Below are 25,106 nucleotides of genomic sequence, written 5' to 3' on the forward strand. Positions count from 1 at the left end.
CGCACCTACCAGACCAGGTCGTCGGGCACCTGGTACATCGGGTCGGCGTAGGGGTCGTCCCCGGCCGGTGCGTCGGGATCGACCTTCAGTGCCACGGCCGGGGCGAAGATCTTCTCCGCCTCGGCCAGCAGTTCGGCCGTCACCAGCAGGTAGCGCCCGTTCTGCTGCAGCACGCCCAGCTGCCCGGCATTGAGCGCCTTGAGCTGGTCGGCGGTGACGTAGATGCGCTTGATCTTGCCGCCATAGGGAAAGTGGCGGGCGATATCGGCGTCGGGGTCGTTCAGCCCCTTGTCCTTGATCAGCTCGTCCAGCCGGGCCTTGGCCTCGCGGCGCAGGCGGGCTTCTTCCTGCTTCCGGCGTTCGGCCTCGATGCGCTCGTCCTTTTCCTTCTGCGCGCGGATCGCATACGCCTTGGCCAGGTCGATGTCTTCCTGCGAACGCGGCTTGCGCGGCCCCTGCGGGCCGCCATGGGCGGGCTTGTTGCCGTGCGCCGGCTTGCCGGCATGGCCGGGCTTGCCAGCGGGCTTGTTGCCGGCCTGCGCCGGCCTGCCCTGCGGGCGGCCGTCGCGGCGGGTGTCGGGCTTGCGCTCCGGCTTGGGCGCGGGCTTGAAGCCCAGCCCGAGGAGCTGGTCGCGGAGAGTGTCGCTCATGCGTGCGGTACGTCGTATCAGTAGTGCGGGGGCGGCGGTTCGCTCGCCGGGTCGGAGGCATTGAGCGCATTGCGCACCTTGCCCAGGTCCTCGAGCAGCACGCGCAGCACGTCGGCGTTGCGGCTGCCCTGCATGCGCGCATCGGCCAGCGCTTCGCTCAGCTCGGCCAGCGCGTGCTCCTGGAAGGACACACGCATTTCAAGTTCCACCAGGCGTTCTTCCAGGGCCTGTTCGCGGGCGCTCGGCAGCAGGTCAGACATGCAGGGAGCGCCCCCGGCCGATGCCGTAATAGGCCAGCCCGGCCGCCTCGATCTCATGCGGGTCGTACAGGTTGCGGCCGTCGAACACCACCGCGTCGCCCAGCGCCTGGCGGATGCGGGCGAAATCCGGGCTGCGGAACTGTTTCCATTCGGTGACCACGATCAGCGCATCGGCGCCTTCCAGCGCTGCGAACGCCGAGTCGCACAGCACCAGGTCGTCGCGTTCGCCGAAGAGGCGGCGGGCCTCGTGCATCGCCTCCGGGTCGTAGGCGCGCACCCGCGCGCCGGCCTCCCACAGCTGCGCCAGCAGGCGGCGGCTGGAGGCTTCGCGCATGTCGTCGGTATTGGGCTTGAACGCCAGCCCCCACACCGCGAAGGTCTTGCCGCGCACGCCCTCGTCCTCGCCCCGGTCATAGTGGCGCTGGACCAGTTCGAACAGGTGCCCCTTCTGCGCCTCGTTCACCGCTTCCACCGCCTCGAGCAGGCGCGGCGCATGGCCGTACTGCAGGGCGGTGCGGGCCAGCGCCTGCACGTCCTTGGGGAAGCACGAGCCGCCGTAGCCGGCGCCGGGATAGATGAAGTGCCAGCCGATGCGCGGGTCCGAGCCGATGCCCTGGCGGACGTGCTCGATGTCGGCGCCGACGCGCTCGGCGATGTTGGCGATTTCGTTCATGAACGAAATCTTGGTCGCCAGCATCGCGTTGGCCGCGTACTTGGTCAGCTCGGCCGAACGCACGTCCATTTCCACCACGCGGTCGTGGTTGCGGTTGAACGGTGCGTACAGGCGGCGCATCACCGCCACCGGCGCGTCGCTGGCGGCGCCGATGATGATGCGGTCCGGGCGCATGCAGTCGGCCACCGCATCGCCCTCTTTCAGGAATTCGGGGTTGGAGACCACGTCGAACGCGATCTCCACGCCGCGCGCGGCCAGCTCCTCGGCGATCGCCGCGCGGACCTTGTCGGCGGTGCCCACCGGCACCGTCGACTTGTTGACCACCACGGTCGGCACCTGCAGGTGCCGGCCGATGGTGCGGGCCACCGCCAGCACGTACTGCAGGTCGGCGCTGCCGTCCTCGTCCGGCGGCGTGCCGACCGCGATGAAGACCACCTGGCCATGCGCGATCGCGGAGGCGGCGTCGGTGGTGAAGGCCAGCCGCGACGCGGCATGGTTGGCCTTGACCATCGGTTCCAGTCCCGGTTCATAGATCGGGATGACGCCCCGGTTCAGGCCGTCGACCTTGGCCTGGTCGATGTCGACACAGACCACGTCATGCCCAACCTCGGCCAGGCAGGTCCCGGTGACGAGTCCGACGTAGCCGGTACCGAAAATCGCAACGCGCATGGGTGCAGGGGCTCCGTGGGGTTACTGCAGGACGCCCAGCAGCTCGACGTCGAAGGTCAGCGTCGCGTCCGGGCCGATCGGGCCGCCCGGGGTGCCGTTGCTGCCATAGGCCAGTTCGGACGGGACCCAGAACCGGTACTTGGAACCGACCGGCATCAGCGACACGCCTTCGGTCCAGCCCTTGATCACCTGGTTCAGGCCGAAATCGGCCGGCTGGCCGCGCTGGTAGCTGCTGTCGAACACGGTGCCGTCCAGCAGCTTGCCCTCGTAGTTCACGCGCACGCGGCTGGTGGCCATCGGGCGCTCGCCGCTGCCGGCGCGCAGCACCTGGTACTGCAGGCCCGAGGCGGTGGTCACCACGCCCGGCTGGGTCTTGTTCTTGGCCAGGAACGCATTGCCTTCCTCGCGGTTCTTGCCGGCGGCGGCGGCCTGCTTGGCGGTGCTGAACGCCTGCAGCGTGGCCTGCGCCTGCTGGCGGTCCATCAGCGGCGTGCCCTTGGCGAAGATGGTGCCGATGGCCTGGAACACCGCGTCCAGGTCGATGTCGCCGCGGATCGGCGCCAGCGACGGGCCGACGGCGTAGCTGCCCAGCATCAGGCCGACCTTTTCGCGGTCCACCGCCGGCGGCTGGCTGCCCGGCGCCATGCCCGGCACCTGCTGGCCGGAACGGATCATCATCGCCATGCGCAGCGCCTGGTCGGTCTTCTGCGCTTCTTCCTGCGACAGCAGCGGCTGGCCGCCGGCGAAGGCGTTTTCCACGGCACGGCGCAGCGCGGCGACGTCGACTTCCGAGGCGATGGGTTCGAACGAACTGGCGACGTCCACGCCGATGGCATAGCCGATCTTTTCACGTTCCGAGGTCAAAACGGACTTCTCCTTGGTGGCCGCCGGGGCGGCAGGTTGTTGCGCGATCACGGCCGCAGGGACCGCCAACGCCAGAATCATCAGCGACGCCACGGCGCCGCGCTTTCCCATCTTCATTCGCTGCTTTCCTGGAAGTGAACAGACGCCGGCATCGGCGCGAAGGGCGCCATTGTCGCACGCACACCGGCGATGTCGAGGCGGTGCGCCGCCGCGCGCATCAGCGGCGGCCCGGCACCGGCCGCGCGAGTTCGCGCTCGATCGCCGCGCGCAGTTCCGGGTCGTCCGGCCGCACCTTGCTGGGGAACTGCGCCACCACCCGGCCGTCTCGCGCGATCAGGTACTTGTGGAAGTTCCAGCCCGGCGCCACGCCGGTCAGGCGGGCGAGGTCGCGATAGAGCGGCGTGGCCTCGGCGCCGGTCACGTGCACCTTCTGGAACATCGGGAACTTGACCCCGTAGGTCAGCGTGCAGAACTCCTGGATCTCCGCCTCGCTGCCCGGCTCCTGGCCCTTGAAGTCATTGGAGGGAAAGCCCAGCACCGCGAAACCGCGCCCGGCAAGCGCCTGGTGCAGGGCTTCCAGCCCCTCGTACTGGGGCGTGTAGCCGCATTTGGAGGCGGTGTTCACCACCAGCAGCACCTTGCCGCCGTACTCGCGGTTCAGGTTCACCGGGTCCTTTCCGGCAAGCGGCCGGTAGTCGCGGTCCAGCAAGGCACCGTCGGCGGCGCCCGCCCCCCCGGCCATGGACATGGCAAATGCCACTGCAATCAGGTATTTGCGGATAGACATCGGAATTCTCCTGGGTGTGTGCGCGGCTCGTGCGCAGACTAGGCCATCAGTTGGGTTACAGGGGAGTTGCATGTCGGCGTGTCGGTGTTATAGTTGCATACAACACCAGCCACCCTACACAGGGGGACCGCCATGAACCGAAGGCACCAGCGACATCTTCTCCCGGCACTGACCGCTGCCGGCACGTTGTTGTTGATCGGTTGCACGCTGTCCCTGCCTGCCGGCCGTGGCGCGGTCCAGGATTATGCCGCCGGGACCACCGGCGAAGAGCAGGAGGCCAACGTGCAGGAGAAGAAGCGCCCCATCCGGCGGATGCGGACCAGCCTTTCCCTGCCCTACTTCTCATTCGCACAGTCGCTGAATCCACGGAGCTGACCATGAGCGATATCCAGTGGAGCGATGGCGCTCCCATCTACCGCCAGCTGAAGGATCGCGTCATCGCGATGATGCTGGACGGGGTCATCAAGCCGGGCGACGCGCTGCCCTCGGTACGCCAGGTGGCGGCCGAGTACCAGTTGAACCCGATCACGGTCTCGCGTGCCTACCAGGAACTGGCCGACGAGAACCTGGTCGAGAAGCGCCGCGGCCTGGGCATGTTCATGACCGAGGAAGCCGCGCGCAAACTGCGCGGCAGCGAGCGCGACCGTTTTCTCAATGAAGAGTGGCCCGGGGTGCTGGAACGGATCCAGCGCCTGGGCCTGACCTTGGAAGATCTGCTGCCACCGGGGACCACACCATGAATGCCGCCGTCGACGCCGTCGTTTCCGCCCAGGGCCTGCGCAAGGCCTACAAGCAGAAGCCGGCACTGGACAACACCAGCTTCACCATCGCCCCGGGCCGCATCGTCGGCCTGATCGGCCCCAATGGCGCCGGCAAGACCACGGCGCTCAAGGCCCTGCTCGGGCTGACCGCGTTCGAGGGCGACCTGCGCGTGCTCGGCATGGACCCGCGCACCCAGCGCAACGCGTTGATGAACGACGTGTGCTTCATCGCCGACGTGGCGGTGCTGCCGCGCTGGATCCGGGTCAAGGAAGCCATCGATTTCGTCGCCGGCGTGCACCCGCGCTTCGACCGCGCCCGCTGCGAGCGCTTCCTCGCCAACACCAAGCTGCAGCCGAAGCAGCGCGTGTCCGAGCTGTCCAAGGGCATGGTGGTGCAGCTGCACCTGGCGCTGGTGATGGCCATCGACGCGCGCGTGCTGGTGCTGGACGAGCCGACCCTGGGCCTGGACATCCTCTACCGCAAGGAGTTCTACCAGCGCCTGCTGGAGGACTACTTCGACGAACAGAAGACCATCATCATCACCACCCACCAGGTCGAGGAGATCGAGCACATCCTCACCGACGTGCTGTTCATCCGCGACGGCCGGATCGTGCTCTCGGCCGACATGGAGAACGTGTCCGAGCGCTATACCGAGCTGCTGGCATCGGCCGACACCCTGCAGGCCGCACGCGAGCTGTCGCCCATCGACGAGCGCGCGCTGCCGTTCGGCAAGACCGTGCTGCTCTACGACGGCGCCGACCGCACCCAGCTCGACGCCCTGGGCGAAACCCGCAACCCCGGCCTTGCCGACCTGTTCGTGGCCATCATGAAGGGAACCTACGCATGAACGCCGTCCATCACATCACCCCGCTGGGCAAGTTCAAGTGGCTGCTCAAGCGCGAGTACTGGGAAAACCGCGGCGGCTTCCTGCGCGCGCCGCTGGTGGCCGGCGGCATCTCGCTGCTGCTGTCGCTGATGGCGATCATCGCCGGCCTGATCGCCGCCCGCCGCGCCGCCGAGAACGGCGACCTGCACATCAACGGCATCCAGGTCAACGGCCTGGACCTGGGCATGCTGACCCAGCACATGACCCCCGCGGACATCGCCAAGTTCGGCGAGGGCATGAACATGACCCTGCTGCTCAGCTCGGCCTGGCCGTTCATCACCCTGGCGTTCGTGGTGTTCTTCTACTGCCTGGGCGCGCTGTACGACGACCGCCGCGACCGCAGCGTGCTGTTCTGGAAATCGATGCCGGTCTCGGACACGCAGACGGTGCTGTCCAAGCTGGTCGGTGCGCTGGTCATCGCCCCGCTGCTGGCGGTGGTCGCGGCCATCATCACCATGTTCGGCTTCATGGTCATGATCAGCCTGGTGGTGCTGTTCCACGGCGGCAACCCGGTCACCCTGATCTGGGCCTCGTCCAATCCGTTCTCGATCGCCGCCAGCCACCTGGCCTGGATCCCGGTCTACGCGCTGTGGGCGCTGCCCACCGCCGGCTGGCTGCTGCTGTGCTCGGCCTGGGCGCGCAGCAAGCCGTTCCTGTGGGCGGTGATGCTGCCGGTGTTCGCCGGCGTCATCGTCAGCTGGTTCGACCTGATGAAGCTGTTCGGCCTGAACAGCGGCTGGTTCTGGGGCCACGTGGTCAGCCGCCTGCTGCTCAGCGCCACCCCGGGCATCGAACTGGCCTACCGCAGCCCCACGCCGACCGGCGAGTCGGTCAAGTCGATGCTGCATGGCTTCTCGCCCGGCGTGCAGCTGGCGGGCCTGGCCACCCCCGAGCTGTGGGTCGGCGTCGTGGTCGGCGCCGTGTTCATCGCCGCGGCGATCTGGCTGCGCCAGCGCCGCGACGACACCTGATCCCCCGCTGTCGATCCGCCCCCCCCATCCGCCGTGACCCCGAGGAACCCGATGGACATCAAGCACGCGACGATCAAGCCCCTGCTGTTCGCCCTGGCCCTGCTGCCGGGCGTGGCCTTGGCCGACGAACACTGCAAGTTCAGCCAGCCGCAGGCAATGGACCTGGCGCTGGCCGGGGTCAAGGCCGTGGTGTTCGAGGTCAACAGCCATGACCTGCGGCTGCAGGCATCGCCCGGCGCCCGCGCCGCCCTGTCCGGCCGCGCCTGCGCGTCCAGCCAGGACCTGCTCGGCCAGCTCTCGCTCACCCAGGAAAAGGTCGGCGACAAGCTCGTCGTCCGCCTGCAGCGCGAGAGCCGCGGGCTGAACATCGGCTTCGGCTCCAGCTATGCGTGGCTGGACATCACCGGCACGCTGCCCGACACGCTGCTGGTGCAGCTCAAGGTCGGGTCCGGCGATGCCTCGCTCAGCGGCGCCCAGGCGATGAGCGCCGATGTCGGCTCCGGCGACGTGAAGGCCCGGGACATCAAGGCGCTGGCCACCGCCGCGGTCGGCTCCGGCGACATCGAGCTGGACAACGTCGGCGCGCTGCACGTGGTCTCGATCGGCTCAGGCGATGTCCGCGTCGGCGGGGTGCGCGGCGATGCCAGGGTCGGCAGCATCGGCTCGGGCGACCTGGAACTGCGCGACGTGCAGGGCAACGTGGAGATCGACAGCATCGGCTCGGGCGACGCCGACATCAGCGGCGTCCGCGGCACGGTCGGCCTCGGCACCCTGGGCTCGGGCGACCTGCGCGTGCGCGATGCCGGCGGCCTGCGGGTCCGGCACAGCGGCAGCGGTTCGATCGACCACTCCGGCATCCGCGGCACCGTGGAACTGCCGAAAAAGCGGTGACATTCCCTTCTTGCCAGCAACGGAAGCACTCCCATGAAAACCCTCAAAGCCCCCCTGCTCGCGCTGGCGCTGTGCCTGCCGCTGCTTGCCTGCGGCGAACGCCCGCAGGCCGATGATCCGCTCGGCGAAGCCAGCATCGGCCAGAAGGTGCGCGAAGCGACCAACCGCGCGCGCAAGGAAATCACCGAGAAGAACATCAGCATTTCCAGCGACGGCGGCGCCAAGGTGGAGATTTCGCCCGCCGGCGACCTGCTGATCGATGGCCGCAAGATCGCGGTCGACGACGCCCAGCGCAAGCTCCTGCTGGAGTACCGCGCGCAGGTCGTCCAGGTCGCCGAGGCCGGCATCGAGATCGGCGTGCAGGGCGCCAACCTTGGCGTCCGCGCCGCCGGCGAGGCGCTCAAGGGCGTCCTCTCCGGCGACACCGAGCAGATCGAGAAGCGGATCGAGGACGAGGCCAGGAAGCTCGAGCAGAGCGCCACCCGGATCTGCGACCAGCTGCCGGCGATGCTCGCCACCCAGCAGCGGCTGGCCGCGGCCATCCCGAGTTCAAGCCCTACGCGAAGATGGACCAGAGCGACATCGATGAATGCCGCAACGGCCGGGTGACGGCACGCTGACCGGCGGCGGCGGGGAGCGGTAGAATCGGCGCTCCCCCGCCGTACCGCTCCACCCCGCCATGAACAAGCTGCTGCTGTCCCTCCTGCTGGCCTGCATCGCCGCCGTCGCCGGTTGCGGCGACCGCGAGCAGTACACCGCCCACCGCGCCGAGCGCAGCAAGCCGAAGATGGAGGTGGGCGCCAACATGGTGTCGGTGCGGCGTGCGCCTTACCCGAACCTGGACATCCTGCCCGACGGCAGGCTGCGCGTGGATGACATCGAGATCCCGCTCGACGAGGCGCAGCGCGCGCTGCTGCGGACCAGCTTCGTCAAGCTGCAGATCCTGCGCCAGAACACCCTGACCGAATCCACCGCGCCCGCCGATGCCAGCGGCCGCACCATCCCGCTGGACGTGCCCGCCGGCGAAACGCCGTTCCCGCCGGACCTGGCCGAGCGCATTCCCGAGTTCAAGCAGTACGGCGAAGCGCTGGCCAACCCGCGCGCACTGCGCTGAATCCCGCGCCGCGGCCGCTCATCCGGCCGCGGTGGCATGAACCGCGCGGGCCGTCAGCGCAGGCCACCGGGTGCCGACGCACCGCCCGGGCCCGCCCGCTGCCGGCGATGCGGTGAACCCGGCATCCAAGCAGGACGCCGGCCTCCAGCAATGCCGGCACCGCCCGCGCGAGCTGCGCGGAAACAGGATGCCGGACAGCGCGCGGCCATCATGGATGCGCGGATGCCGCGATCGGGCCGGCGCCGATGCTCGCCCACGCGTCGTACCGCGGACTGCCGCGACGGCAACCGCCGGGTTCGGGCGCCCTCAATGGTCGTGGATGCCCCCACGCGTCAACGCCGCCGGGTCCAGCAGGCGCTTGAGCTCGGCTTCCGGCAGGCCGCTGTCCTCGCGGGCGATCTCCAGTACCGGGCGCTGTTCCCGGTAGGCGCGCTTGGCGATGGCCGCGGCCTTCTCGTAACCGATGATCGGGTTGAGCGCGGTCACCAGGATCGGGTTGCGCGCCAGCGCCTCGCGTACCCGCTCCTGTTTGACCACCAGCCCGGCGAACACTCTGTCGGCCAGCAGGGTCATCACGCTGGACAGCAGCTGGATGGAGTCGAGCAGGTTGGCCGCGATCAGCGGCAGCGCCACGTTCAACTGGAAGTTGCCGGTCTGCCCGGCCACGGTGATCGCGGTGTGGTGGCCGATCACCTGCGCGGCGGCCATCACCGTCGCTTCCGGGATCACCGGGTTGACCTTGCCCGGCATAATCGAACTGCCCGGCTGCAGCGCCGGCAGCTCGACCTCGCCCAGCCCGGCCAGCGGCCCGGAATTCATCCAGCGCAGGTCGTTGGCGATCTTGATCAATGCCACCGCCAGCGCGTTGAGCTGGCCGGACAGCTCCACCGCGTCGTCCTGCGCGGCCAGGCCTTCGAACTTGTTCTGCGCGCTCTCGAAACGGGTGCCCGTGGCGCTTGAAAGCGCCCGCGCCACCTTGCCGCCGAAGCGCGGATCGGCATTGATCCCGGTGCCGATCGCGGTGCCGCCCAGCGGCAGCCGGCGCAGCCGCTTCAGTGCGTCCTCGATGCGCCCCTGCGCCGATTCCAGCTGCGCCGACCAGGCGCCGAATTCCTGCGCGAAGGTCAGCGGCATCGCGTCCATGAGGTGGGTGCGGCCGGTCTTCACCACCTTGCCCAACGCCCGCCCGCGCCTGTCGATGGCGCGGCGCAGGTGCCGGAGCGCCGGCAGCAGGGTCTGCACCGTTTCCAGCTGCGCCGAGACGCGGATGGCGGTGGGAATCACGTCGTTGGAACTCTGCCCCAGGTTGACGTGGTCGTTGGGATGCACGTGGGCCTTGCCGGCCTTGCCGCCCTGGTTGGCCAGCGTGGCGATGACCTCGTTGGCGTTCATGTTCGACGAGGTACCCGAGCCGGTCTGGTAGACGTCGACCGGGAACTGCGCGTCGTGCGCGCCGGCCGCCACCTCCAGGGCCGCGGCGCGGATCGCCCGGCCCACGCCCTTGGGCAGCAGCCCGAGCCCGGTGTTGACCTCGGCGGCACTGGCCTTGATCAGCCCCAGCGCGCGGATGAAGGCGCGCGGCATGCGCTGCCCCGACACCGGGAAGTTCTGCACGGCACGCTGGGTCTGCGCCCCCCACAGGGCCTCGGCCGGCACCTGCAGTTCACCCATGCTGTCGTGTTCGATCCGGAATTTCCCGCCCATCGGCATTCTCCCAGCCCTCGTCGAATAAGGCGTCCGAGGATACGCCGCAGCTGCGCATGCCGGCGTGTGCGCGGCGTGCGCGGGCGGCCGTTCCGGACAGGCCGTAGAATATGCGCCCCCGCCCCTTGCCCCTGCCTGCCGACATGACCGAACCGTCCCGCCCGGAAGCCGCCCTGCTCGCCCTGTCCCCGCTCGACGGGCGCTACGCGTCCAAGGTCGACGCGCTGCGCCCGATCTTCTCCGAGTACGGCCTGATCCGCGCGCGGGTGAAGGTCGAGATCGAGTGGCTGCTGGCGCTGGCGGCCGAGCCGGGCATCGGCGAACTGGCCGACTTCTCCGCCGCCGGCAAGGCGCGCCTGCGCGCGCTGGCCGATGGCTTCTCGGTGGCCGACGCCGCCCGGGTCAAGGAGATCGAGCGCACCACCAACCATGACGTCAAGGCGGTGGAGTACTTCATCAAGGAGCGGCTCAAGGACGACGCCGAACTGGCGCCGGCGCTGGAATTCGTGCATTTCGCCTGCACCAGCGAGGACATCAACAACCTGTCCTACGGGCTGATGCTGGCCGAGGCGCGTGGCACCGTGCTGCTGCCTGCCCTGCAGGGCATCGCCGCCTCGCTGCGCCAGCTGGCCCACGCCCAGGCCGCGCAGCCGATGCTCTCGCGCACCCACGGCCAGACCGCCTCGCCGACCACGCTGGGCAAGGAAGTGGCCAATGTCGTCGCGCGCCTGGAACGGCAGATCCGCCAGATCGGCGCGGTCGAGCTGACCGGCAAAATCAACGGCGCGGTGGGCAACTACAACGCCCACGTGGTGTCCTACCCGGACGTGGACTGGCCGGCCTTCGCCGAGCGCTTCGTCACCTCGCTGGGCCTGGTGTTTAACCCCTACACCACCCAGATCGAGCCGCATGACAACGTCGCCGAGATCGGCGATGCCGCGCGCCGCGCCAACACCATCCTGATCGACCTGGCGCGCGACATCTGGGGTTATGTGTCGCTGGGCTACTTCAAGCAGAAGCTCAAGGAGGGCGAAGTCGGCTCCTCGACCATGCCGCACAAGGTCAACCCGATCGACTTCGAGAACGCCGAGGGCAACTTCGGCATCGCCAATGCGCTGTTCGAGCACTTCAGCGCCAAGCTGCCGATCAGCCGCTGGCAGCGCGACCTGACCGACTCCACCGTGCTGCGTGCGCTGGGCACCGCGTTCGGCCACACCCAGGTGGCGCTGGAATCGCTGGCCAAGGGCCTGGGCAAGCTGGAAGTGAACCCCCAGCGGCTGGACGCCGACCTGGACGCGGCCTGGGAAGTGCTGGCCGAGGCGGTGCAGACGGTGATGCGCCGGCACGGCCTGCCCAACCCGTACGAGCAGCTCAAGGCCCTGACCCGCGGCCAGGGCATCACCGCCGAGTCGATGCGTGGGTTCATCGAATCGCTGGACCTGCCGGCCGAAGCCAAGCAGCGCCTGCGCGAGCTCACCCCGGCGGCTACGCCGGCCTGGCCGCATCGCTGGCCAAGGCAATCTGACCCCGGCCGCTGGCCCCGGGCCGGGCCGGGCTTCCCGCATGCAACGGCCAGGCACCCGCCTGGCCGTTGCCGCATGTGCCCGCCGGGCTGCCGCCGCCGGCGCCCGGCGGACATCTGGAACAATGGCCGCCAATCGTGTAGAAAAGCGCGGTTGAGGTACCGCCAGACGCGGTGACCGGCTTTGCCGGGCAGGACGCACGGGCCTGCAAGACGAAGCGCCATGACAGCCACTCCCCGGGGTGGCTGTCATGGCGCTTTTTTCATGCCCAGGTTTTCAACAGGGGGATTCATGGGTGCTGTCGAGACATCGCGGACGCGGGATGCCGAGGCCATCGAGGCCGACCGGTTGTTCCTGCCGATGCTGGCGCTGCTGGGGGTGGCGGCGCTGGCGCATGCACTGGATTCGGGTGGCTGGATCCTGTTCGTGGCCGCGTACCTGCCCACCACCACGTTCGCGGTGCTGCAGGCGCGGCGTGCGCCGGGCACCCGCCGCAGCCGCCTGGCGATCGCCGCGGCGTTGGTCGCGGCGCTAGCTGCCGCCCCGCCCGCGCTCGGCCCCGCCGGCAGCGTGGCCGTGGTCGCCCTGCTGTTGTGCTATCGCGACTGGGCACCGCTGGCGCTGGCGGCGACCGGCCTGCTGCTGTGGCTGGCGGCGCTGCAGCCGATGCTGGCCGCGGCGCTGCCACGGATGGCCGCGGTCTCGGTGGTAACCGGGATTGCCTGCGTATTCGCGGTGCGGCTGCGCGGCTCCGGTACGGAACCACGACCGCACGCGGACCAGGAAGCCGCCGCGGCTGCACCGCTGCCCGCCGCCACCAGCGCCGCGCCCGGCTTCCATGTCGAAGCCGCGCTGTGCGCGCTGCGCACCGGCATGATGATCGCCGACCGCGAACACCACATCGTCTATGCCAACCAGGCGGTCATCGCGATCCTGCGCAACCAGCGCGCGGAACTGCTCAAGGCGTTCCCGGACTTCGACCCCGAGCGCCTGATCGGCGCCAGCATCCATTGTTTCCACCGCGACCCGGCGCGCATCCGCGCCCTGCTCGACACCCTCGACGGCGCTCACTCCGGCCGCATCCAGATCGGCGAGGCACATTTCAGCCTGAACGTCACCCCGATGGTCGACGCCGACGGCCAGCGCCACGGCTTCGTCGTCGAATGGCACGACCGCACCGCCGAAGCGCGCATGGAGCACGACATCGCCACGATCATCGACGGCGCCGCGCAGGGCCGGCTGGACCAGCGCCTGCAGGCATCCGGCGAGGCCGGCCTGATGGGGCGGCTGTCCCGGGGCGTGAACCGGCTGCTCGACGCCACCGCCGAAAGCGCCGACGAAATGCGCCAGTTGCTGTCGGCGCTGTCGCGCGGCGACCTCGGGCGACGCATCACCCGCGACTTCGACGGGGTGTTCGGGCAGATGAAGACCGACGCCAACGCCACCGCCGAACAACTGGCCGGCATCGTCGCCGGCATCCAGCAGTCCGCCGACCGCATCGCGGCGGCCGCCGGCAGCATCACCGGCGGCAACGACGAGCTGTCCGCGCGCACCGGGCGGCAGGCGGCCACGCTGCGCGAGGCGGCCGCCTCGATGGACCGGCTCACCGCCACCATCGGCGACAATGCCGGGGCCGCGCACCACGCCAGCCAGCTGGCCGAGGGCGCCGCGGCGGTCGCCCGCCAGGGCGGCCAGGTGGTCGACGAGGTGGTGCTGACCATGCGCGCCATCGAAACCGCGTCGCGCAGGATCGGCGAGATCATCGGGGTGATCGACGGCATCGCCTTCCAGACCAACATCCTGGCCCTGAACGCGGCGGTCGAGGCCGCCCGCGCCGGCGACAGCGGGCGCGGCTTCGCCGTGGTCGCCGCCGAAGTGCGCACGCTGGCGCAGCGCTCGGCCGTCGCCGCGCACGAGATCAAGGACCTGATCGGCAACTCGGTGGAGAAGGTCGCCGACGGCTCGGCGCAGGTGGAAAAGGCGCGCCGCACCATGGTCGACATCGTGGCCTCGGTGCAGCACGTCACCGCCCTGACCGCGGAGATAGCGAGCGCCTCGCGCGAGCAGAGCGCGGGCATCGCACAACTCAACCAGACCATCGCGCAGATGGACAGGAGCACGCAGCAGAACGCGCTGCTGGTGCAGGAAACCGGGCGCGCCACCCACGACATGGAGCATGAGGCCGCCCGGCTGGCGCAGGCCGCCGCCCGGTTCCGGCTGGCGCCAGCAACGGGCACGGCTACCGCGCTACCGCGTGCGGTGTCGACGGTGGCATGGTGACGAAAGGCCCGCGTGGCGGGAAACGATGGACGCTTTTCACGCAAACATGGAACAGGAACAGATGTCGAGCATGCCCCCCACCTCCGCCGGTGCCGCAGGCGGTCCGGAACCGGACGCCGCGCCCACCGCGCCGCCCCGCGCCCCGCACGGGACAGCGGCGTGGCCCGGATCATCTGCACCGACCCGGCCCTGGCCGCGCGGCTGCGCGTGCTCATGGCCGCGACCGGTGACGCCGAGGTCATCCAGCAGAGCTGCGATTGCGACCGCGCGCCACTGTGCCGGTGGCTCGATCCGGACCCGCTGGGCCCCACCGGACAGGTCCAGGCCACCCTGTACGAGGCCATCGAAACCCTGGAGCGCAGCCGGCATGCCTTCCGCTCGCGCGAGATGGGGCAACTGCGGCAACGCCTTACCCGCCTGCTGGAGGATCTGGCAGGCGCCGCTTGACCCGGGTGCCGCGCCACGCGCGGACCCGCTTTGCCGGGCAGGACGCACGGGCCTGCAAGACGAGGCGCTGCGGGGGCCGTTCCGGACGGAACCGCCGCCGTGGCGCTTTTTCCATGCTGGTCTTCAACGCAAGAGGGAACCATGGGTGCCGTCGACACACTGCAGGAGCTGATGCGGCGAATCGGGCTGGAGCAGGCGGAAATCAGCGAACGCGGCCGCCTGCTGGAATGGGGCCAGGACGACGCGCGGCGCCTGAACGAAAACGCCGCGCGCATGGCCGCCGCGCAGGCCGCATTCATCGAGCGGCTGTACCGCCACCTCGATGACTTCCCCGCCCCGGCCGCGCTGCTCGGCGACGCGGGCACCGTGCACCGGTTGAAGCAACGGCAACTGGAGTACTACCAGCGGCTGTGGCAGGGGCCCTACGACCGCGACTACATCGACAACCGCCTGCGCATCGGCCTGATCCACCACATCAACGGCGTCGAGCTGAAGTGGTACCTGGCCGCCTACCGGCTGTACCTGGAGCAGATGCTGGCGCCGCTGTGCGGCCAGGGCGCCGACGTGCAGCTTTTCTCCAGCCTGCTCAAGGCCGTGTTCTTCGACATGACCCTGGCCATCGACACCTACAGCGCCGCCCAGCGCAAGGCGCTGGAGGACAGCGAGGCGCGCTTCGCGCGGGCCCTGCGTGGCGCCCATGACGGGATCTGGGACTGGCATCCCGGGGCGGACACCCTGTACGTGTCCGAGCGCTGGGCGGACATGATCGGGCTGGAGCGGCAGGCCCTGGGCCAGACCAGCGACGCCTGGTTTTCCCGGGTCCATCCCGATGACCTGCCCGGCCTGCACCAGGCCATCAACGCGCACCTGCACGGGGAATCGGACTGGATCCACCACGAATACCGCATCCGCTGCCGCAATGGCGACTGGCTGTGGGTGCTCAGCCGCGGCGTGGCCGAGGCCGACCGTGACGGACAACTGCGCATCACCGGCTCGCAGAGCGACATCAGCCGGCGCAAGGCCGTCGAACACCAGCTGCACCACGCCGCCCGCCACGACCCGCTGACCGGGCTGGCCAACCGCCTGCGGCTGGACGAGCTGCTCCTGCATACCCAGCGCCAGCTGCACGACACCGGCAGCGGCCAGGCAGCGGTGCTGTTCATCGACCTGGACCGCTTCAAGCTCATCAACGACAGCTTCGGCCACCTGTTCGGCGACGGCGTGCTGGTCGAGGTCGGCCGCCGGCTCGCGCAGTGCCTGCGCGCCGCTGACCACCTGTTCCGCTTCGGCGGCGACGAATTCGTGGTGCTGCTGGTCGACCCCGGCAGCGCCGGGTGCGCCGAACAGGTCGCCCAGCGCATCCTCGGCCACCTGCACCAGCCGATGCGCGTGGACGACCGCACCCTGGTGGTCAACGCCAGCATCGGCATCGCCACCCTGCATGCCAGCGCCGACCTCAACGATGCGCTGCAGGCCGCCGACCTTGCCCTGCACCAGGCAAAGCAGGCCGGCAAGGCCCAGTTCGCCCACTACAGCGCCGGGCTGCAGGCCAGCGCGCAGCGCCAGCTGGAACTGGAGAGCGCGTTGGGCCAGGCGCTGGCGCGTGGCGAGTTCGTGCTGCACTACCAGCCGATCCACCGCCTGGACGCGCACGACCCGCCGATGGCCGGGGTCGAGGCGCTGCTGCGCTGGCGCCACGATGGCCGCCTGGTGCCGCCGCTGGAGTTCATTCCCTCGCTGGAGGAATCCGGGGAAATCGTCCAGGTGGGGGACTGGGTGCTGCGCGAGGCCTGCCGGCAGACCCGGGCCTGGCAGCTGGCCGGGCACCGGCACCTGTACTGCTCGGTCAACCTCTCGCGGCGCCAACTGCAGCAGGACGACTTCGTCGCACGCGTGGTGGCCATCCTCGACGACACCGGCCTGCCCGCGGCCAGCCTGGTGCTGGAAATCACCGAAACCCACCTGATGCAGGACAGCAACGCCACCCTGGGCGCAGCACTGCGGCGCCTGGCCGCGCTCGGCGTGCGGCTGGCGCTGGACGACTTCGGCACCGGCTACTCGTCGCTGGGTTACCTCAAGCGGTTCCCGCTGCACATGCTGAAGATCGACAAGAGCTTCATCGCCGGCCTGCCCGGCGACGCCGAGCTGGGGGTGATCAGCCGCGCCATCATCGGCCTCGGCCACAGCCTGGGCCTGGAGGTCGTGGCCGAGGGCGTCGAGCACGCCCGCCACCTGGAGTTCCTGCGCGCCGAAGGCTGCCCGCTGGCCCAGGGCTACGGCTTCAGCCCGCCCTGCCCGGCCGCGGTGCTGGAGCGCCTGCTCGAGGGCGGCGCCGCGCCGCTCCCGCCGCTGGCCCCGCCCGCGGCGGTGCTAGGCGCGTCGGCGGCGGCTGGGTGACAATGCGATTTCCGTCGGCGGACTCCGCCGCCCCCGTTTTCCAATGGTATTGCGCGCGATGAAAAAGACTTCCTCCTCCCTACCGCTCGAGATCAGGGCCAGCGTCCGCCATCCGCTCGGCATGCCCGCCGAGCGCTTCCTGCGCGACTACTGGCAGAAGCGCCCGTTGCTGATCCGTGGCGCGTTCCCGGATTTCCAGACCCCGGTGATGCCCGAAGACCTGGCCGGGCTGGCCTGCGAGGAAGGCGCATTGGCGCGCCTGGTCACCCATGACCGCGCCACCGACGGCTGGACCCTGCGCAACGGCCCGTTCCGCGAGGAGGATTTCCCGGGCATGCCCGACCACGACTGGACCCTGCTGGTACAGGACGTGGACAAGTGGGACCCGGACGTGCGCGCGCTGATCGAGCACTTCAACTTCCTGCCGCGCTGGCGCATGGATGACGTGATGATCAGCTTCGCCGCCACCGGCGGCTCGGTCGGCGCCCATGTCGACCAGTACGACGTGTTCCTGCTGCAGGCCCACGGCCACCGCCGCTGGCAGATCGACGCCAGCGAATCGACCCGGGGCAAGCGCCCGCCGCTGGATTTCCGCCCCGACGTCGAACTGAAGCTGCTGCGCAGGTTCAAGCCGACCCACGACTGGGTGCTGGAACCGGGCGACATGCTGTACCTGCCGCCGAACGTGCCGCACCACGGCGTGGCCGAGGACCCGTGCCTGACGTTCTCCTTCGGCATGCGCGCGCCGTCCTCTGCCGAGCTGATCAGCGACTGGCTGGATGACCTGGTGGCCGACGCCGACGAGGCCATCCGCTACCAGGACCCGGACCTGAAGCTGCCGGAGGACCCCAACGAGATCGACGCGGCGGCGATGAAGCGCGTGGTCACCGCGCTCAATGCGCTGCGCATGAACGACCCCGACCGCCTGGGCGACTGGTTCGGCCGCTTCATCACCACCTACCGCGCCGCCGGCGACATCCTGCCCTCGCAGGCCCCGCCCGCCCCCGCCGACGTGGACGCGGTGCTGGACGAGGGCGGCCTGCTCGAGCGCCACCCGTGGGCGCGGCTGGCCTGGCGTCGCGCCACCCGCGGCGCGGTGCTGTACAGCAGCGGCCATGCCTTCCCGTTGCCGGTCAAGGACGCGCAGGGCCTGGCCGCGGCCGAACGGATCGACGCAGCGCTGTTCCGCAAGCTGTCGGCCAAGGGCCGCAGCGCGGTGATGGAACTGCTGGCCGGCGGCCACTACCAGTTGCTGGACGCCGAGACCCTGGCGGCGATGCAGGCCGAGCAGGATGCGCTCGAGGTCATGGAAGACGCGTTCGACGACACGCTCGACGACGAAGCCGACGCACCGGAGCTGGAAATCGAGGTGTTCGAGTACGCCCAGGCCGGCGAAGGCGAGCCGGCCAGCGGCGCCATCGACACCGTGCAGGTGAACGAGGAAGGGGTCGAGGTGGTGGTGATCTGCGACGACGGCGACGAGGACGGCCCGGCAGCATGACCCCGGCGGCGTTCCACGTCGAGGCAGCCGACTACGCCACGCGGCAGGCGCTGCTGCACGGCGTGCGCGAGGCCGTGTTCGTCGGCGAGCAGCAGGTGCCGGCGGCGCTGGAAAGCGATGACCTGGACCCGCTCAGCCACCACGTCCTCGCGCTGGATGCCGATGGCCACGCCATCGGCACCGGCCGGCTGACGCCGCAGCGCCGCATCGGCCGCATGGCGGTGCTGCCCGGCTGGCGCGGCCACGGCGTCGGCGAGGCGCTGCTGCAGGCGCTGGTGGCCGAAGCGGCGCGCCGCGGCTGGGACGAGGTGACCCTGCATGCCCAGCTCCACGCCCGTGATTTCTATGCCCGCAACGGCTTCCTGCCCGAAGGCGCGCCGTTCACCGAGGCCGGCATCGTCCACCAGACCATGCGCCGCCGCATGGGCGGCGCCATGCGCGTGCAGGATGCCGCCCAGGCCGAGGCGGCCCTGGCGGCGGTGATCCACCGCGCCCGCCGCAGGCTCCTGCTCGGCTGCCGCGGCGGCGACACCGCGCTGTTCGCGCAGCCGGCGGTGCTGCAGGCACTGCGCCGCTTCGCCACCCGCCGCCACGACAAACAGGCGCTGGTGCTGCTGCACGATGCCGAACCCGCGGCCATGCCGGCCGCGCTGCTGGCACTGCTGCAGCGCCTGCCCAGCGTGTTCGCGCTGCGCCAGCCGGTGGACCCGGGCGACCCGGCGCTGGCGCCGGCCAGCGCCAGCAACGACAACGGCGACTGCTACTTTCGTCCAATGGGCGACCGCTTCGAAGGCGAGCTGTGCCTGGACATGCCCGCGACGGCCCGCCAGCAGGACGCGCTGTTCCAGCGCGCATGGGACGCCGCAGCGCTCTGCGAAGGGCTGCGGACACTCGGCATGTGAGCGCTGTCGGGGTGCGGACAAGGCATGGCCCGGCATTAACCCGGGGGACAGCGTGTGTGCCCCTTCCTGTCCCCGCGAGGGTATAATTCAGCGGTTTCATCACGCCCGCGCGGCGCCCTGCTGCAAGGTCCCCGCCGGTTCCAGAAGCCATACCCCACAAGCGAATCCGACCCTCCATCGTGGACAATCTCCTGAAGCAGTTTGCGCAGTCATCGCAACTCGCCGGCGGCAACGCCTCCTATATCGAGGACCTGTACGAGCAGTACCTCGTCTCCCCGGACAGTGTGGACCCCAAATGGAAGTCCTACTTCGACGGTTTCAAGGGCCGCGAGGCAGGTGATGTCCCGCATTCGGCCGTCATCGCCCACATCGCCGAGGCCGGCCGCAACGCGTCCAGCGCCGTGGCCAGTGCCGGCGGCGGCGACGAGCGCGAGCGCAACGTCGGACGCCTGATCACCGCCTACCGCTCGCGCGGCCACCTCGGCGCGCAGCTCGACCCGCTGGGCCTGACCCCGCCGGTCAACCCGCCCGACCTGGGCCTGGCTTTCCACCACCTGTCCGATGCCGACCTCAACGACGAGTTCAGCACCGGCGGCGTCGGTGGCCAGCCGCGCATGAAGCTGCGCGACCTGCTGGCGCGCCTGAAGGCGACCTACACCGGCTCCATCGGCGCCGAGTTCATGTACATCGCCGAAGTCGACCAGCGCCAGTGGCTGTACCAGCGCCTGGAAAGCGCCGGCGGCAACTACAACCTCGACGCGGACACCCAGCGCCGCACCCTGGAGCGGCTGACCGCGGCCGAGGGCCTCGAGCGCTACCTGCACACCAAGTACGTCGGCCAGAAGCGCTTCTCGCTGGAAGGCGGCGATTCGCTGATCCCGATGATGGACACGGTGATCCGCAGCGCCGGCAAGGACGGCGTCAAGGACGTGGTGATCGGCATGGCCCACCGCGGCCGCCTGAACGTGCTGGTCAACACCCTGGGCAAGAACCCGCGCAAGCTGTTCGACGAGTTCGAAGGCCGCTTCGAGCACGACGACCGTGCCGTGGCCGGCGACGTGAAGTACCACATGGGCTTCTCGGCCGACGTCGCCACCGCCGGCGGCCCGGTGCACCTGGCGCTGGCGTTCAACCCGTCGCACCTGGAGATCGTCGACCCGGTGGTCGCCGGTTCGGTGCGTTCGCGCCAGGAACGCCGTGGCGACACCGCGCGCAAGCAGGTCATGCCGATCCTGATCCACGGCGACGCCGCGTTCGCCGGCCAGGGCGTGGTGATGGAGCTGTTCCAGATGTCGCAGGCGCGCGGCTTCGCGGTCGGCGGCACCGTGCACATCGTCATCAACAACCAGGTCGGCTTCACCACCTCCAACCGCGACGACTCGCGCTCGACCCTGTACTGCACCGACATCGCCAAGATGGTCGGCGCGCCGGTCCTGCACGTGAACGGCGACGATCCGGAGGCGGTGGTGTTCGCCGCGCAGCTGGCCTACGACTTCCGCCAGCAGTTCCACAAGGACGTGGTGATCGACCTGGTCTGCTACCGCCGCTGGGGCCACAACGAGGCCGACGAGCCGGCGATCACCCAGCCGCTGATGTACCAGGTGATCCGCAAGCACAAGACCACCCGCGAACTGTACGCGGAGAAGCTCGAGGCTGCGGGCGTGATCCCGGCCAATGGCGGCAAGGCGCTGGTCGATGCCTACCGCGAGAAGCTCGATTCGGGCGAAGTCACCACCGAGCTGGCACAGGTCGAGAAGACTCCGCCGACCAGCAAGCTGTACGTGGACTGGCCGAAGCTGCTGGCCGGCAAGCTGTCCGACCCGGTCAGCACCCGGGTGCCGATGGCCGAACTGACCCGCCTGGCCAAGCTGATCAACACCATCCCCGAGGGCGTGGAACTGCACTCGCGCGTGGCCAAGGTCTATGACGACCGCCGCAGGATGGCGGCCGGCGAGATCCCGGGCGACTGGGGCTTCGCCGAGAACCTGGCCTACGCCACCCTGCTCGACCAGGGCCATGGCCTGCGCCTGGTCGGCCAGGACGTCGGCCGCGGCACCTTCACCCACCGCCACGCGATCCTGCACGACCAGAAGACCGACGCCTATTACCTGCCGCTGCGCCAGCTGGTGCAGTCGCCGGAACAGGCCACCGTCATCGACTCGCTGCTCAGCGAGGAGGCGGTGATGGCCTACGAGTACGGCTTCTCCACCACCGATCCCAACACCCTGTGCATCTGGGAAGGCCAGTTCGGCGACTTCGCCAACGGCGCCCAGGTGGTGATCGACCAGTTCATCGCCTCCGGCGAGGCCAAGTGGGGCCGAATTTCCGGCCTGACCCTGCTGCTGCCGCACGGCTACGAAGGCCAGGGCCCGGAACACAGCTCGGCGCGCCTGGAGCGCTTCCTGCAGCTGTGCGCGCTGGAGAACATGCTGGTCTGCGTGCCGTCGACCCCGGCCCAGGCGTTCCACATGCTGCGCCGCCAGCTGTGCATGACCACCCGCAAGCCGCTGGTGGTGATGTCGCCCAAGTCGCTGCTGCGCCACAAGCTGGCCGTTTCGACCCTGGACGAACTGGCCAACGGCGAGTTCCAGCACCTGATCGGCGACGCCAGCGCCGACGCCAAGAAGGTCCAGCGCGTGGTGCTGTGCTCGGGCAAGGTCTACTACGACCTGCTGGAAGACCAGACCAAGCGTGGCCAGGACGACGTGGCGATCATCCGCGTGGAGCAGCTGTACCCGTTCCCGCGCCCGCAGCTGGCCGCCGAACTGAAGAAGTACGGCAAGGCCGCCGACGTGGTGTGGTGCCAGGAAGAGCCGATGAACCAGGGCGCGTGGTACCAGATCCGCCACCACCTGCAGGCCTGCCTGGCTGATGGCCAGAACCTGCACTACGCTGGCCGCCCGCGTTCGCCGTCGCCGGCCGTCGGCCACATGGCCGACCACCTGCGCGAACTGCAGCAGCTGCTCGCCGATGCGCTGGTCAACCCCTTCAACGACCAGTTCGCTGAATAACTCTCCCCCTTTCACCAAGAATACGAACCAGGAAGCCCCTGCATGGCCACCGAAGTCAAAGCCCCGGTACTGCCCGAATCCGTCGCTGACGGCACCATTGCCACCTGGCACAAGAAGGTCGGCGACGCGGTCAAGCGTGACGAAAACCTGCTTGACCTGGAAACCGACAAGGTCGTGCTCGAGGTCCCGTCGCCGGTCGATGGCGTGATCAAGGAGATCAAGTTCCCCGAAGGCGCCACCGTGACCAGCAGCCAGGTCGTGGCGATCATCGAGGAAGGCGCCGTCGCCGCCGCGCCGGCCCCGGCTGCCGCCGAGGCACCGAAGGCCGCGGCCCCGGCACCGGCCGCTGCGGCCGCCGCGCCGGCCCCGGCCGCCAAGTCCGCCGCCGACAACCTGCCCCCGGGCGCCCGCTTCTCGGCCATCACCGAAGGCGTGAACCCGGCCGACGTGGCCGGTACCGGCCGCCATGGCGCGGTGACCAAGGAAGACATCGTCAACTTCGCCCGCAACGGCGGCGTCGGCAAGGCCGGCGGCGCGCGTCCGGAAGAACGCGTGCCGATGACCCGCATGCGCAAGCGCATCGCCGAGCGGCTGATGCAGTCCAAGGAATCCATCGCCATGCTGACTTCGTTCAACGAAGTCAACCTGGCCAAGGTTTCGGCCGCGCGCAAGGAACTGCAGGACGAGTTCCAGAAGGCCCACGGCATCAAGCTCGGCTTCATGAGCTTCTTCGTGAAGGCCGCGGCCAACGCGCTGCAGCGCTTCCCGCTGGTCAACGCCTCGGTCGACGGCGACGACATCATCTACCACGGCTACTCGGACATCTCCATCGCCGTGTCCACCGACAAGGGCCTGGTGACGCCGGTGCTGCGCAACGTCGAGCGCATGTCCTTCGCCGACATCGAGCAGGGCATCGCCGATTACGCCAAGAAGGCGCGCGACGGCAAGCTGGCGCTGGACGACCTGCAGGGCGGCACCTTCACCGTCACCAACGGCGGCACCTTCGGCTCGCTGATGTCGACCCCGATCGTCAACCCGCCGCAGAGCGCCATCCTCGGCATGCACACGATCAAGGAGCGCCCGATCGCCGAGAACGGCCAGGTCGTGATCGCGCCGATGATGTACATCGCGCTGTCCTACGACCACCGCATCATCGACGGCAAGGACGCGGTGCAGTTCCTGGTGGACATCAAGAACCAGCTGGAAAACCCGGGCCGCATGCTGTTCGGCCTGTAACACCCGCCGACCCCTCCCCCGCGGAGGGGTCGGTCGCTCCGGGGCCGGCCCAGCGCCCGCCCCTTGCCCGGCGCCCCGCGCCACCGGCCTCGCCCGCGAGACCGAAGGAAAGCACCAAGGAACCTCAAATGGCTGAACAATTCGACGTCGTCGTCATCGGTGCCGGCCCGGCCGGCTACCACGCCGCCATCCGCGCCGCCCAGCTGGGCCTGAAGACCGCCTGCATCGACGCGGCGCTGGGCAAGGACGGCAAGCCGGCGCTGGGCGGCACCTGCCTGCGCGTGGGCTGCATCCCGTCCAAGGCACTGCTGGACTCCTCGCGCCAGTACTGGAACATGGGCCACATCTTTGGCGACCATGGCATCAGCTTCAAGGACGCCAAGATGGACGTCGAGAAGATGGTCGGCCGCAAGGACGCCATCGTGAAGCAGTTCACCGGCGGCATCGCCCAGCTGTTCAAGGCCAACAAGGTCGCCGCCTACTACGGCTTCGGCCAGCTGCAGGCCGGCAACATCGTCAAGGTCAAGCAGCATGACGGCAGCGAGGTCGAGCTGAAGGGCACCAACGTCATCATCGCCGCCGGCTCGGACTCGATCGAACTGCCGTTCGCCAAGTTCGACGGCGAGACCATCGTCGACAACGTCGGCGCGCTGGACTTCACCGAAGTACCGGGCCGCCTGGCGGTGATCGGCGCCGGCGTGATCGGCCTGGAACTCGGCAGCGTGTGGAAGCGCCTGGGCGCCGAAGTGACCATCCTCGAGGCGATGCCGGAGTTCCTGGCCGCCGCCGACGCCGAGGTGGCCAAGGTCGCCGCCCGCGAATTCAAGAAGCAGGGCCTGGACATCAGGCTCGGCGCCAAGGTCAGCAAGACCGAAGTGACCGGCAAGGGCAAGAAGAAGGAAGTGGTGGTCACCTACACCGATGGTGAAGGCGAGAAGACCCTGACCGTCGACAAGCTGCTGGTGGCCGTCGGCCGCCGCGCCGCCACCCAGGGCCTGCTGGCCGAGGGCACCGGCGTGCAGGTCAACGAGCGCGGCCAGATCGTGGTCGACGACCATTGCCACACCGGCGTCGACGGCGTCTGGGCGGTGGGCGACTGCGTGCGCGGCCCGATGCTGGCGCACAAGGGCTTCGAGGAAGGCATCGCGGTGGCCGAACTGATCGCCGGCCTGCCGGGCCACGTCAACTTCGACACCATCCCGTGGGTGATCTACACCGAGCCGGAACTGGCCTGGGTCGGCAAGACCGAAGCCCAGCTCAAGGCCGAGGGCATCCCGTACAAGGCCGGCAGCTTCCCGTTCGCCGCCAACGGCCGTGCCGTGGCGATGGTCGAGCCGGCCGGCTTCGTCAAGGTGCTGGCGCACGCCGAAACCGACCGCGTGCTGGGCATGCACCTGGTCGGCGCCAATGTCTCCGAACTGGTGCACGAAGGCGTGCTGACCATGGAGTTCAGCGGCTCGGCCGACGACCTGGCCCGCATCTGCCACGCCCACCCGTCGCTGTCGGAAGTGATCCACGACGCGGCCATGGCGGTCGGCAAGCGCGCCATCCACAAGGCCAACTGAGCGACACCGGCCT

Annotated in this window: 20 protein-coding genes and 2 pseudogenes; 16 read left to right on the top strand and 6 right to left on the bottom strand. The window is 69.6% G+C overall.

Going from position 1 to position 25,106, the window contains the following annotated elements:
- Positions 1–5: 5 nt before the first annotated feature.
- From B1L07_09845 to B1L07_09865, 5 genes are all read right to left on the bottom strand, one after another.
- Positions 6–650 (bottom strand): nucleoprotein/polynucleotide-associated enzyme, encoded by a 645-nt coding sequence (locus tag B1L07_09845; GenBank protein AUZ55339.1) that lies wholly within the window; start codon positions 648–650, stop codon positions 6–8.
- Positions 651–667: 17 nt separating this feature from the next.
- Positions 668–910: a hypothetical protein gene (locus B1L07_09850; protein AUZ55340.1), complete on the bottom strand. Its 243-nt coding sequence runs from the start codon at positions 908–910 to the stop codon at positions 668–670.
- Positions 903–2,252 (bottom strand): UDP-glucose 6-dehydrogenase, encoded by a 1,350-nt coding sequence (locus B1L07_09855; protein AUZ55341.1) that lies wholly within the window; start codon positions 2,250–2,252, stop codon positions 903–905. Before B1L07_09855 ends, B1L07_09850 begins: the two co-directional genes overlap by 8 nt.
- A gap of 21 nt (positions 2,253–2,273) precedes the next feature.
- Positions 2,274–3,233 (bottom strand): peptidylprolyl isomerase, encoded by a 960-nt coding sequence (locus B1L07_09860; GenBank protein AUZ55342.1) that lies wholly within the window; start codon positions 3,231–3,233, stop codon positions 2,274–2,276.
- A gap of 100 nt (positions 3,234–3,333) precedes the next feature.
- Positions 3,334–3,903 (bottom strand): glutathione peroxidase, encoded by a 570-nt coding sequence (locus tag B1L07_09865; protein AUZ55343.1) that lies wholly within the window; start codon positions 3,901–3,903, stop codon positions 3,334–3,336.
- A gap of 132 nt (positions 3,904–4,035) precedes the next feature.
- Here B1L07_09865 and B1L07_09870 point away from each other — a divergent pair, with 132 nt between their 5' ends.
- The 7 genes and pseudogenes from B1L07_09870 (at position 4,036) to B1L07_09900 (ending at position 8,527) form a co-directional block, all read left to right on the top strand.
- Entirely contained in the window at positions 4,036–4,278 is a 243-nt protein-coding gene (locus B1L07_09870; protein AUZ55344.1) for a hypothetical protein, read from the top strand.
- 2 nt (positions 4,279–4,280) lie between these two features.
- A complete protein-coding gene (locus B1L07_09875) occupies positions 4,281–4,643 on the top strand; it encodes a GntR family transcriptional regulator (GenBank protein ID AUZ55345.1) in 363 nt (120 codons plus the stop codon).
- Positions 4,640–5,512: a multidrug ABC transporter ATP-binding protein gene (locus B1L07_09880; GenBank protein AUZ55346.1), complete on the top strand. Its 873-nt coding sequence runs from the start codon at positions 4,640–4,642 to the stop codon at positions 5,510–5,512. Before B1L07_09875 ends, B1L07_09880 begins: the two co-directional genes overlap by 4 nt.
- Positions 5,509–6,522, top strand: a complete 1,014-nt coding sequence (locus tag B1L07_09885; protein ID AUZ55347.1) for a hypothetical protein — start codon at positions 5,509–5,511, stop codon at positions 6,520–6,522. Before B1L07_09880 ends, B1L07_09885 begins: the two co-directional genes overlap by 4 nt.
- A 51-nt stretch (positions 6,523–6,573) precedes the next feature.
- Positions 6,574–7,413 carry a hypothetical protein gene (locus B1L07_09890; GenBank protein ID AUZ55348.1) on the top strand — a complete coding sequence of 280 codons (840 nt, stop codon included), beginning with the start codon at positions 6,574–6,576 and terminating at the stop codon, positions 7,411–7,413.
- A gap of 33 nt (positions 7,414–7,446) precedes the next feature.
- Positions 7,447–8,033 (top strand): annotated as a pseudogene (locus tag B1L07_09895) (hypothetical protein).
- A gap of 59 nt (positions 8,034–8,092) precedes the next feature.
- The gene (locus B1L07_09900) at positions 8,093–8,527 is read left to right on the top strand and encodes a hypothetical protein (GenBank protein AUZ55349.1); all 435 of its coding nucleotides are present in this window, start codon (positions 8,093–8,095) and stop codon (positions 8,525–8,527) included.
- A 306-nt stretch (positions 8,528–8,833) separates the two neighbouring features.
- Here the strand turns inward: B1L07_09900 and aspA are convergent, their stop codons facing one another.
- On the bottom strand, positions 8,834–10,231 hold the full coding sequence (gene aspA / locus B1L07_09905; GenBank protein AUZ55350.1) for an aspartate ammonia-lyase: 1,398 nt from the start codon (positions 10,229–10,231) through the stop codon (positions 8,834–8,836).
- Positions 10,232–10,374: 143 nt separating this feature from the next.
- On the opposite strand from aspA, the pseudogene B1L07_09910 reads away from it, so the two are divergent.
- The 9 genes and pseudogenes from B1L07_09910 to B1L07_09950 all read left to right on the top strand — a co-directional run bounded on the left by B1L07_09910 (position 10,375) and on the right by B1L07_09950 (position 25,093).
- A pseudogene (locus B1L07_09910) lies at positions 10,375–11,756 on the top strand (adenylosuccinate lyase).
- A 289-nt stretch (positions 11,757–12,045) separates the two neighbouring features.
- Positions 12,046–14,034 (top strand): hypothetical protein, encoded by a 1,989-nt coding sequence (locus B1L07_09915; GenBank protein AUZ55351.1) that lies wholly within the window; start codon positions 12,046–12,048, stop codon positions 14,032–14,034.
- A 159-nt stretch (positions 14,035–14,193) separates the two neighbouring features.
- Positions 14,194–14,481: a hypothetical protein gene (locus tag B1L07_09920; protein ID AUZ55352.1), complete on the top strand. Its 288-nt coding sequence runs from the start codon at positions 14,194–14,196 to the stop codon at positions 14,479–14,481.
- Between the two features lie 141 nt (positions 14,482–14,622).
- Positions 14,623–16,878: a hypothetical protein gene (locus B1L07_09925; protein ID AUZ55353.1), complete on the top strand. Its 2,256-nt coding sequence runs from the start codon at positions 14,623–14,625 to the stop codon at positions 16,876–16,878.
- Positions 16,879–16,921: 43 nt separating this feature from the next.
- Complete coding sequence (locus tag B1L07_09930) at positions 16,922–18,379, top strand: transcriptional regulator (GenBank protein AUZ55354.1); 1,458 nt, start codon at positions 16,922–16,924, stop codon at positions 18,377–18,379.
- Entirely contained in the window at positions 18,376–19,281 is a 906-nt protein-coding gene (locus tag B1L07_09935; GenBank protein AUZ55355.1) for a hypothetical protein, read from the top strand. The genes B1L07_09930 and B1L07_09935 overlap by 4 nt, the downstream gene beginning before the upstream one ends.
- Before the next feature lie 179 nt (positions 19,282–19,460).
- Positions 19,461–22,292 carry a 2-oxoglutarate dehydrogenase E1 component gene (locus B1L07_09940; protein AUZ55356.1) on the top strand — a complete coding sequence of 944 codons (2,832 nt, stop codon included), beginning with the start codon at positions 19,461–19,463 and terminating at the stop codon, positions 22,290–22,292.
- A gap of 42 nt (positions 22,293–22,334) precedes the next feature.
- The gene (locus tag B1L07_09945; GenBank protein AUZ55357.1) at positions 22,335–23,528 is read left to right on the top strand and encodes a dihydrolipoamide succinyltransferase; all 1,194 of its coding nucleotides are present in this window, start codon (positions 22,335–22,337) and stop codon (positions 23,526–23,528) included.
- Positions 23,529–23,656: 128 nt separating this feature from the next.
- Positions 23,657–25,093 (top strand): dihydrolipoyl dehydrogenase, encoded by a 1,437-nt coding sequence (locus B1L07_09950; protein AUZ55358.1) that lies wholly within the window; start codon positions 23,657–23,659, stop codon positions 25,091–25,093.
- Positions 25,094–25,106: the final 13 nt, after the last annotated feature.

Origin of the sequence: Stenotrophomonas acidaminiphila, from assembly GCA_002951995.1 — a bacterium.
Taxonomy (GTDB): Bacteria; Pseudomonadota; Gammaproteobacteria; order Xanthomonadales; family Xanthomonadaceae; genus Stenotrophomonas; species Stenotrophomonas acidaminiphila_A.

Excerpts from the sequence above, each read along its gene's own strand:
- B1L07_09845 (AUZ55339.1), bottom strand. The coding sequence starts at position 650 with ATGAGCGACACTCTCCGCGACCAGCTCCTCGGGCTGGGCTTCAAGCCC.
- B1L07_09850 (AUZ55340.1), bottom strand. The coding sequence starts at position 910 with ATGTCTGACCTGCTGCCGAGCGCCCGCGAACAGGCCCTGGAAGAACGC.
- B1L07_09855 (AUZ55341.1), bottom strand. The coding sequence starts at position 2,252 with ATGCGCGTTGCGATTTTCGGTACCGGCTACGTCGGACTCGTCACCGGG.
- B1L07_09860 (AUZ55342.1), bottom strand. The coding sequence starts at position 3,233 with ATGAAGATGGGAAAGCGCGGCGCCGTGGCGTCGCTGATGATTCTGGCG.
- B1L07_09865 (AUZ55343.1), bottom strand. The coding sequence starts at position 3,903 with ATGTCTATCCGCAAATACCTGATTGCAGTGGCATTTGCCATGTCCATG.
- B1L07_09870 (AUZ55344.1), top strand. The coding sequence starts at position 4,036 with ATGAACCGAAGGCACCAGCGACATCTTCTCCCGGCACTGACCGCTGCC.
- B1L07_09875 (AUZ55345.1), top strand. The coding sequence starts at position 4,281 with ATGAGCGATATCCAGTGGAGCGATGGCGCTCCCATCTACCGCCAGCTG.
- B1L07_09880 (AUZ55346.1), top strand. The coding sequence starts at position 4,640 with ATGAATGCCGCCGTCGACGCCGTCGTTTCCGCCCAGGGCCTGCGCAAG.
- B1L07_09885 (AUZ55347.1), top strand. The coding sequence starts at position 5,509 with ATGAACGCCGTCCATCACATCACCCCGCTGGGCAAGTTCAAGTGGCTG.
- B1L07_09890 (AUZ55348.1), top strand. The coding sequence starts at position 6,574 with ATGGACATCAAGCACGCGACGATCAAGCCCCTGCTGTTCGCCCTGGCC.
- B1L07_09900 (AUZ55349.1), top strand. The coding sequence starts at position 8,093 with ATGAACAAGCTGCTGCTGTCCCTCCTGCTGGCCTGCATCGCCGCCGTC.
- aspA (AUZ55350.1), bottom strand. The coding sequence starts at position 10,231 with ATGGGCGGGAAATTCCGGATCGAACACGACAGCATGGGTGAACTGCAG.
- B1L07_09915 (AUZ55351.1), top strand. The coding sequence starts at position 12,046 with ATGGGTGCTGTCGAGACATCGCGGACGCGGGATGCCGAGGCCATCGAG.
- B1L07_09925 (AUZ55353.1), top strand. The coding sequence starts at position 14,623 with ATGGGTGCCGTCGACACACTGCAGGAGCTGATGCGGCGAATCGGGCTG.
- B1L07_09930 (AUZ55354.1), top strand. The coding sequence starts at position 16,922 with ATGGTATTGCGCGCGATGAAAAAGACTTCCTCCTCCCTACCGCTCGAG.
- B1L07_09935 (AUZ55355.1), top strand. The coding sequence starts at position 18,376 with ATGACCCCGGCGGCGTTCCACGTCGAGGCAGCCGACTACGCCACGCGG.
- B1L07_09945 (AUZ55357.1), top strand. The coding sequence starts at position 22,335 with ATGGCCACCGAAGTCAAAGCCCCGGTACTGCCCGAATCCGTCGCTGAC.
- B1L07_09950 (AUZ55358.1), top strand. The coding sequence starts at position 23,657 with ATGGCTGAACAATTCGACGTCGTCGTCATCGGTGCCGGCCCGGCCGGC.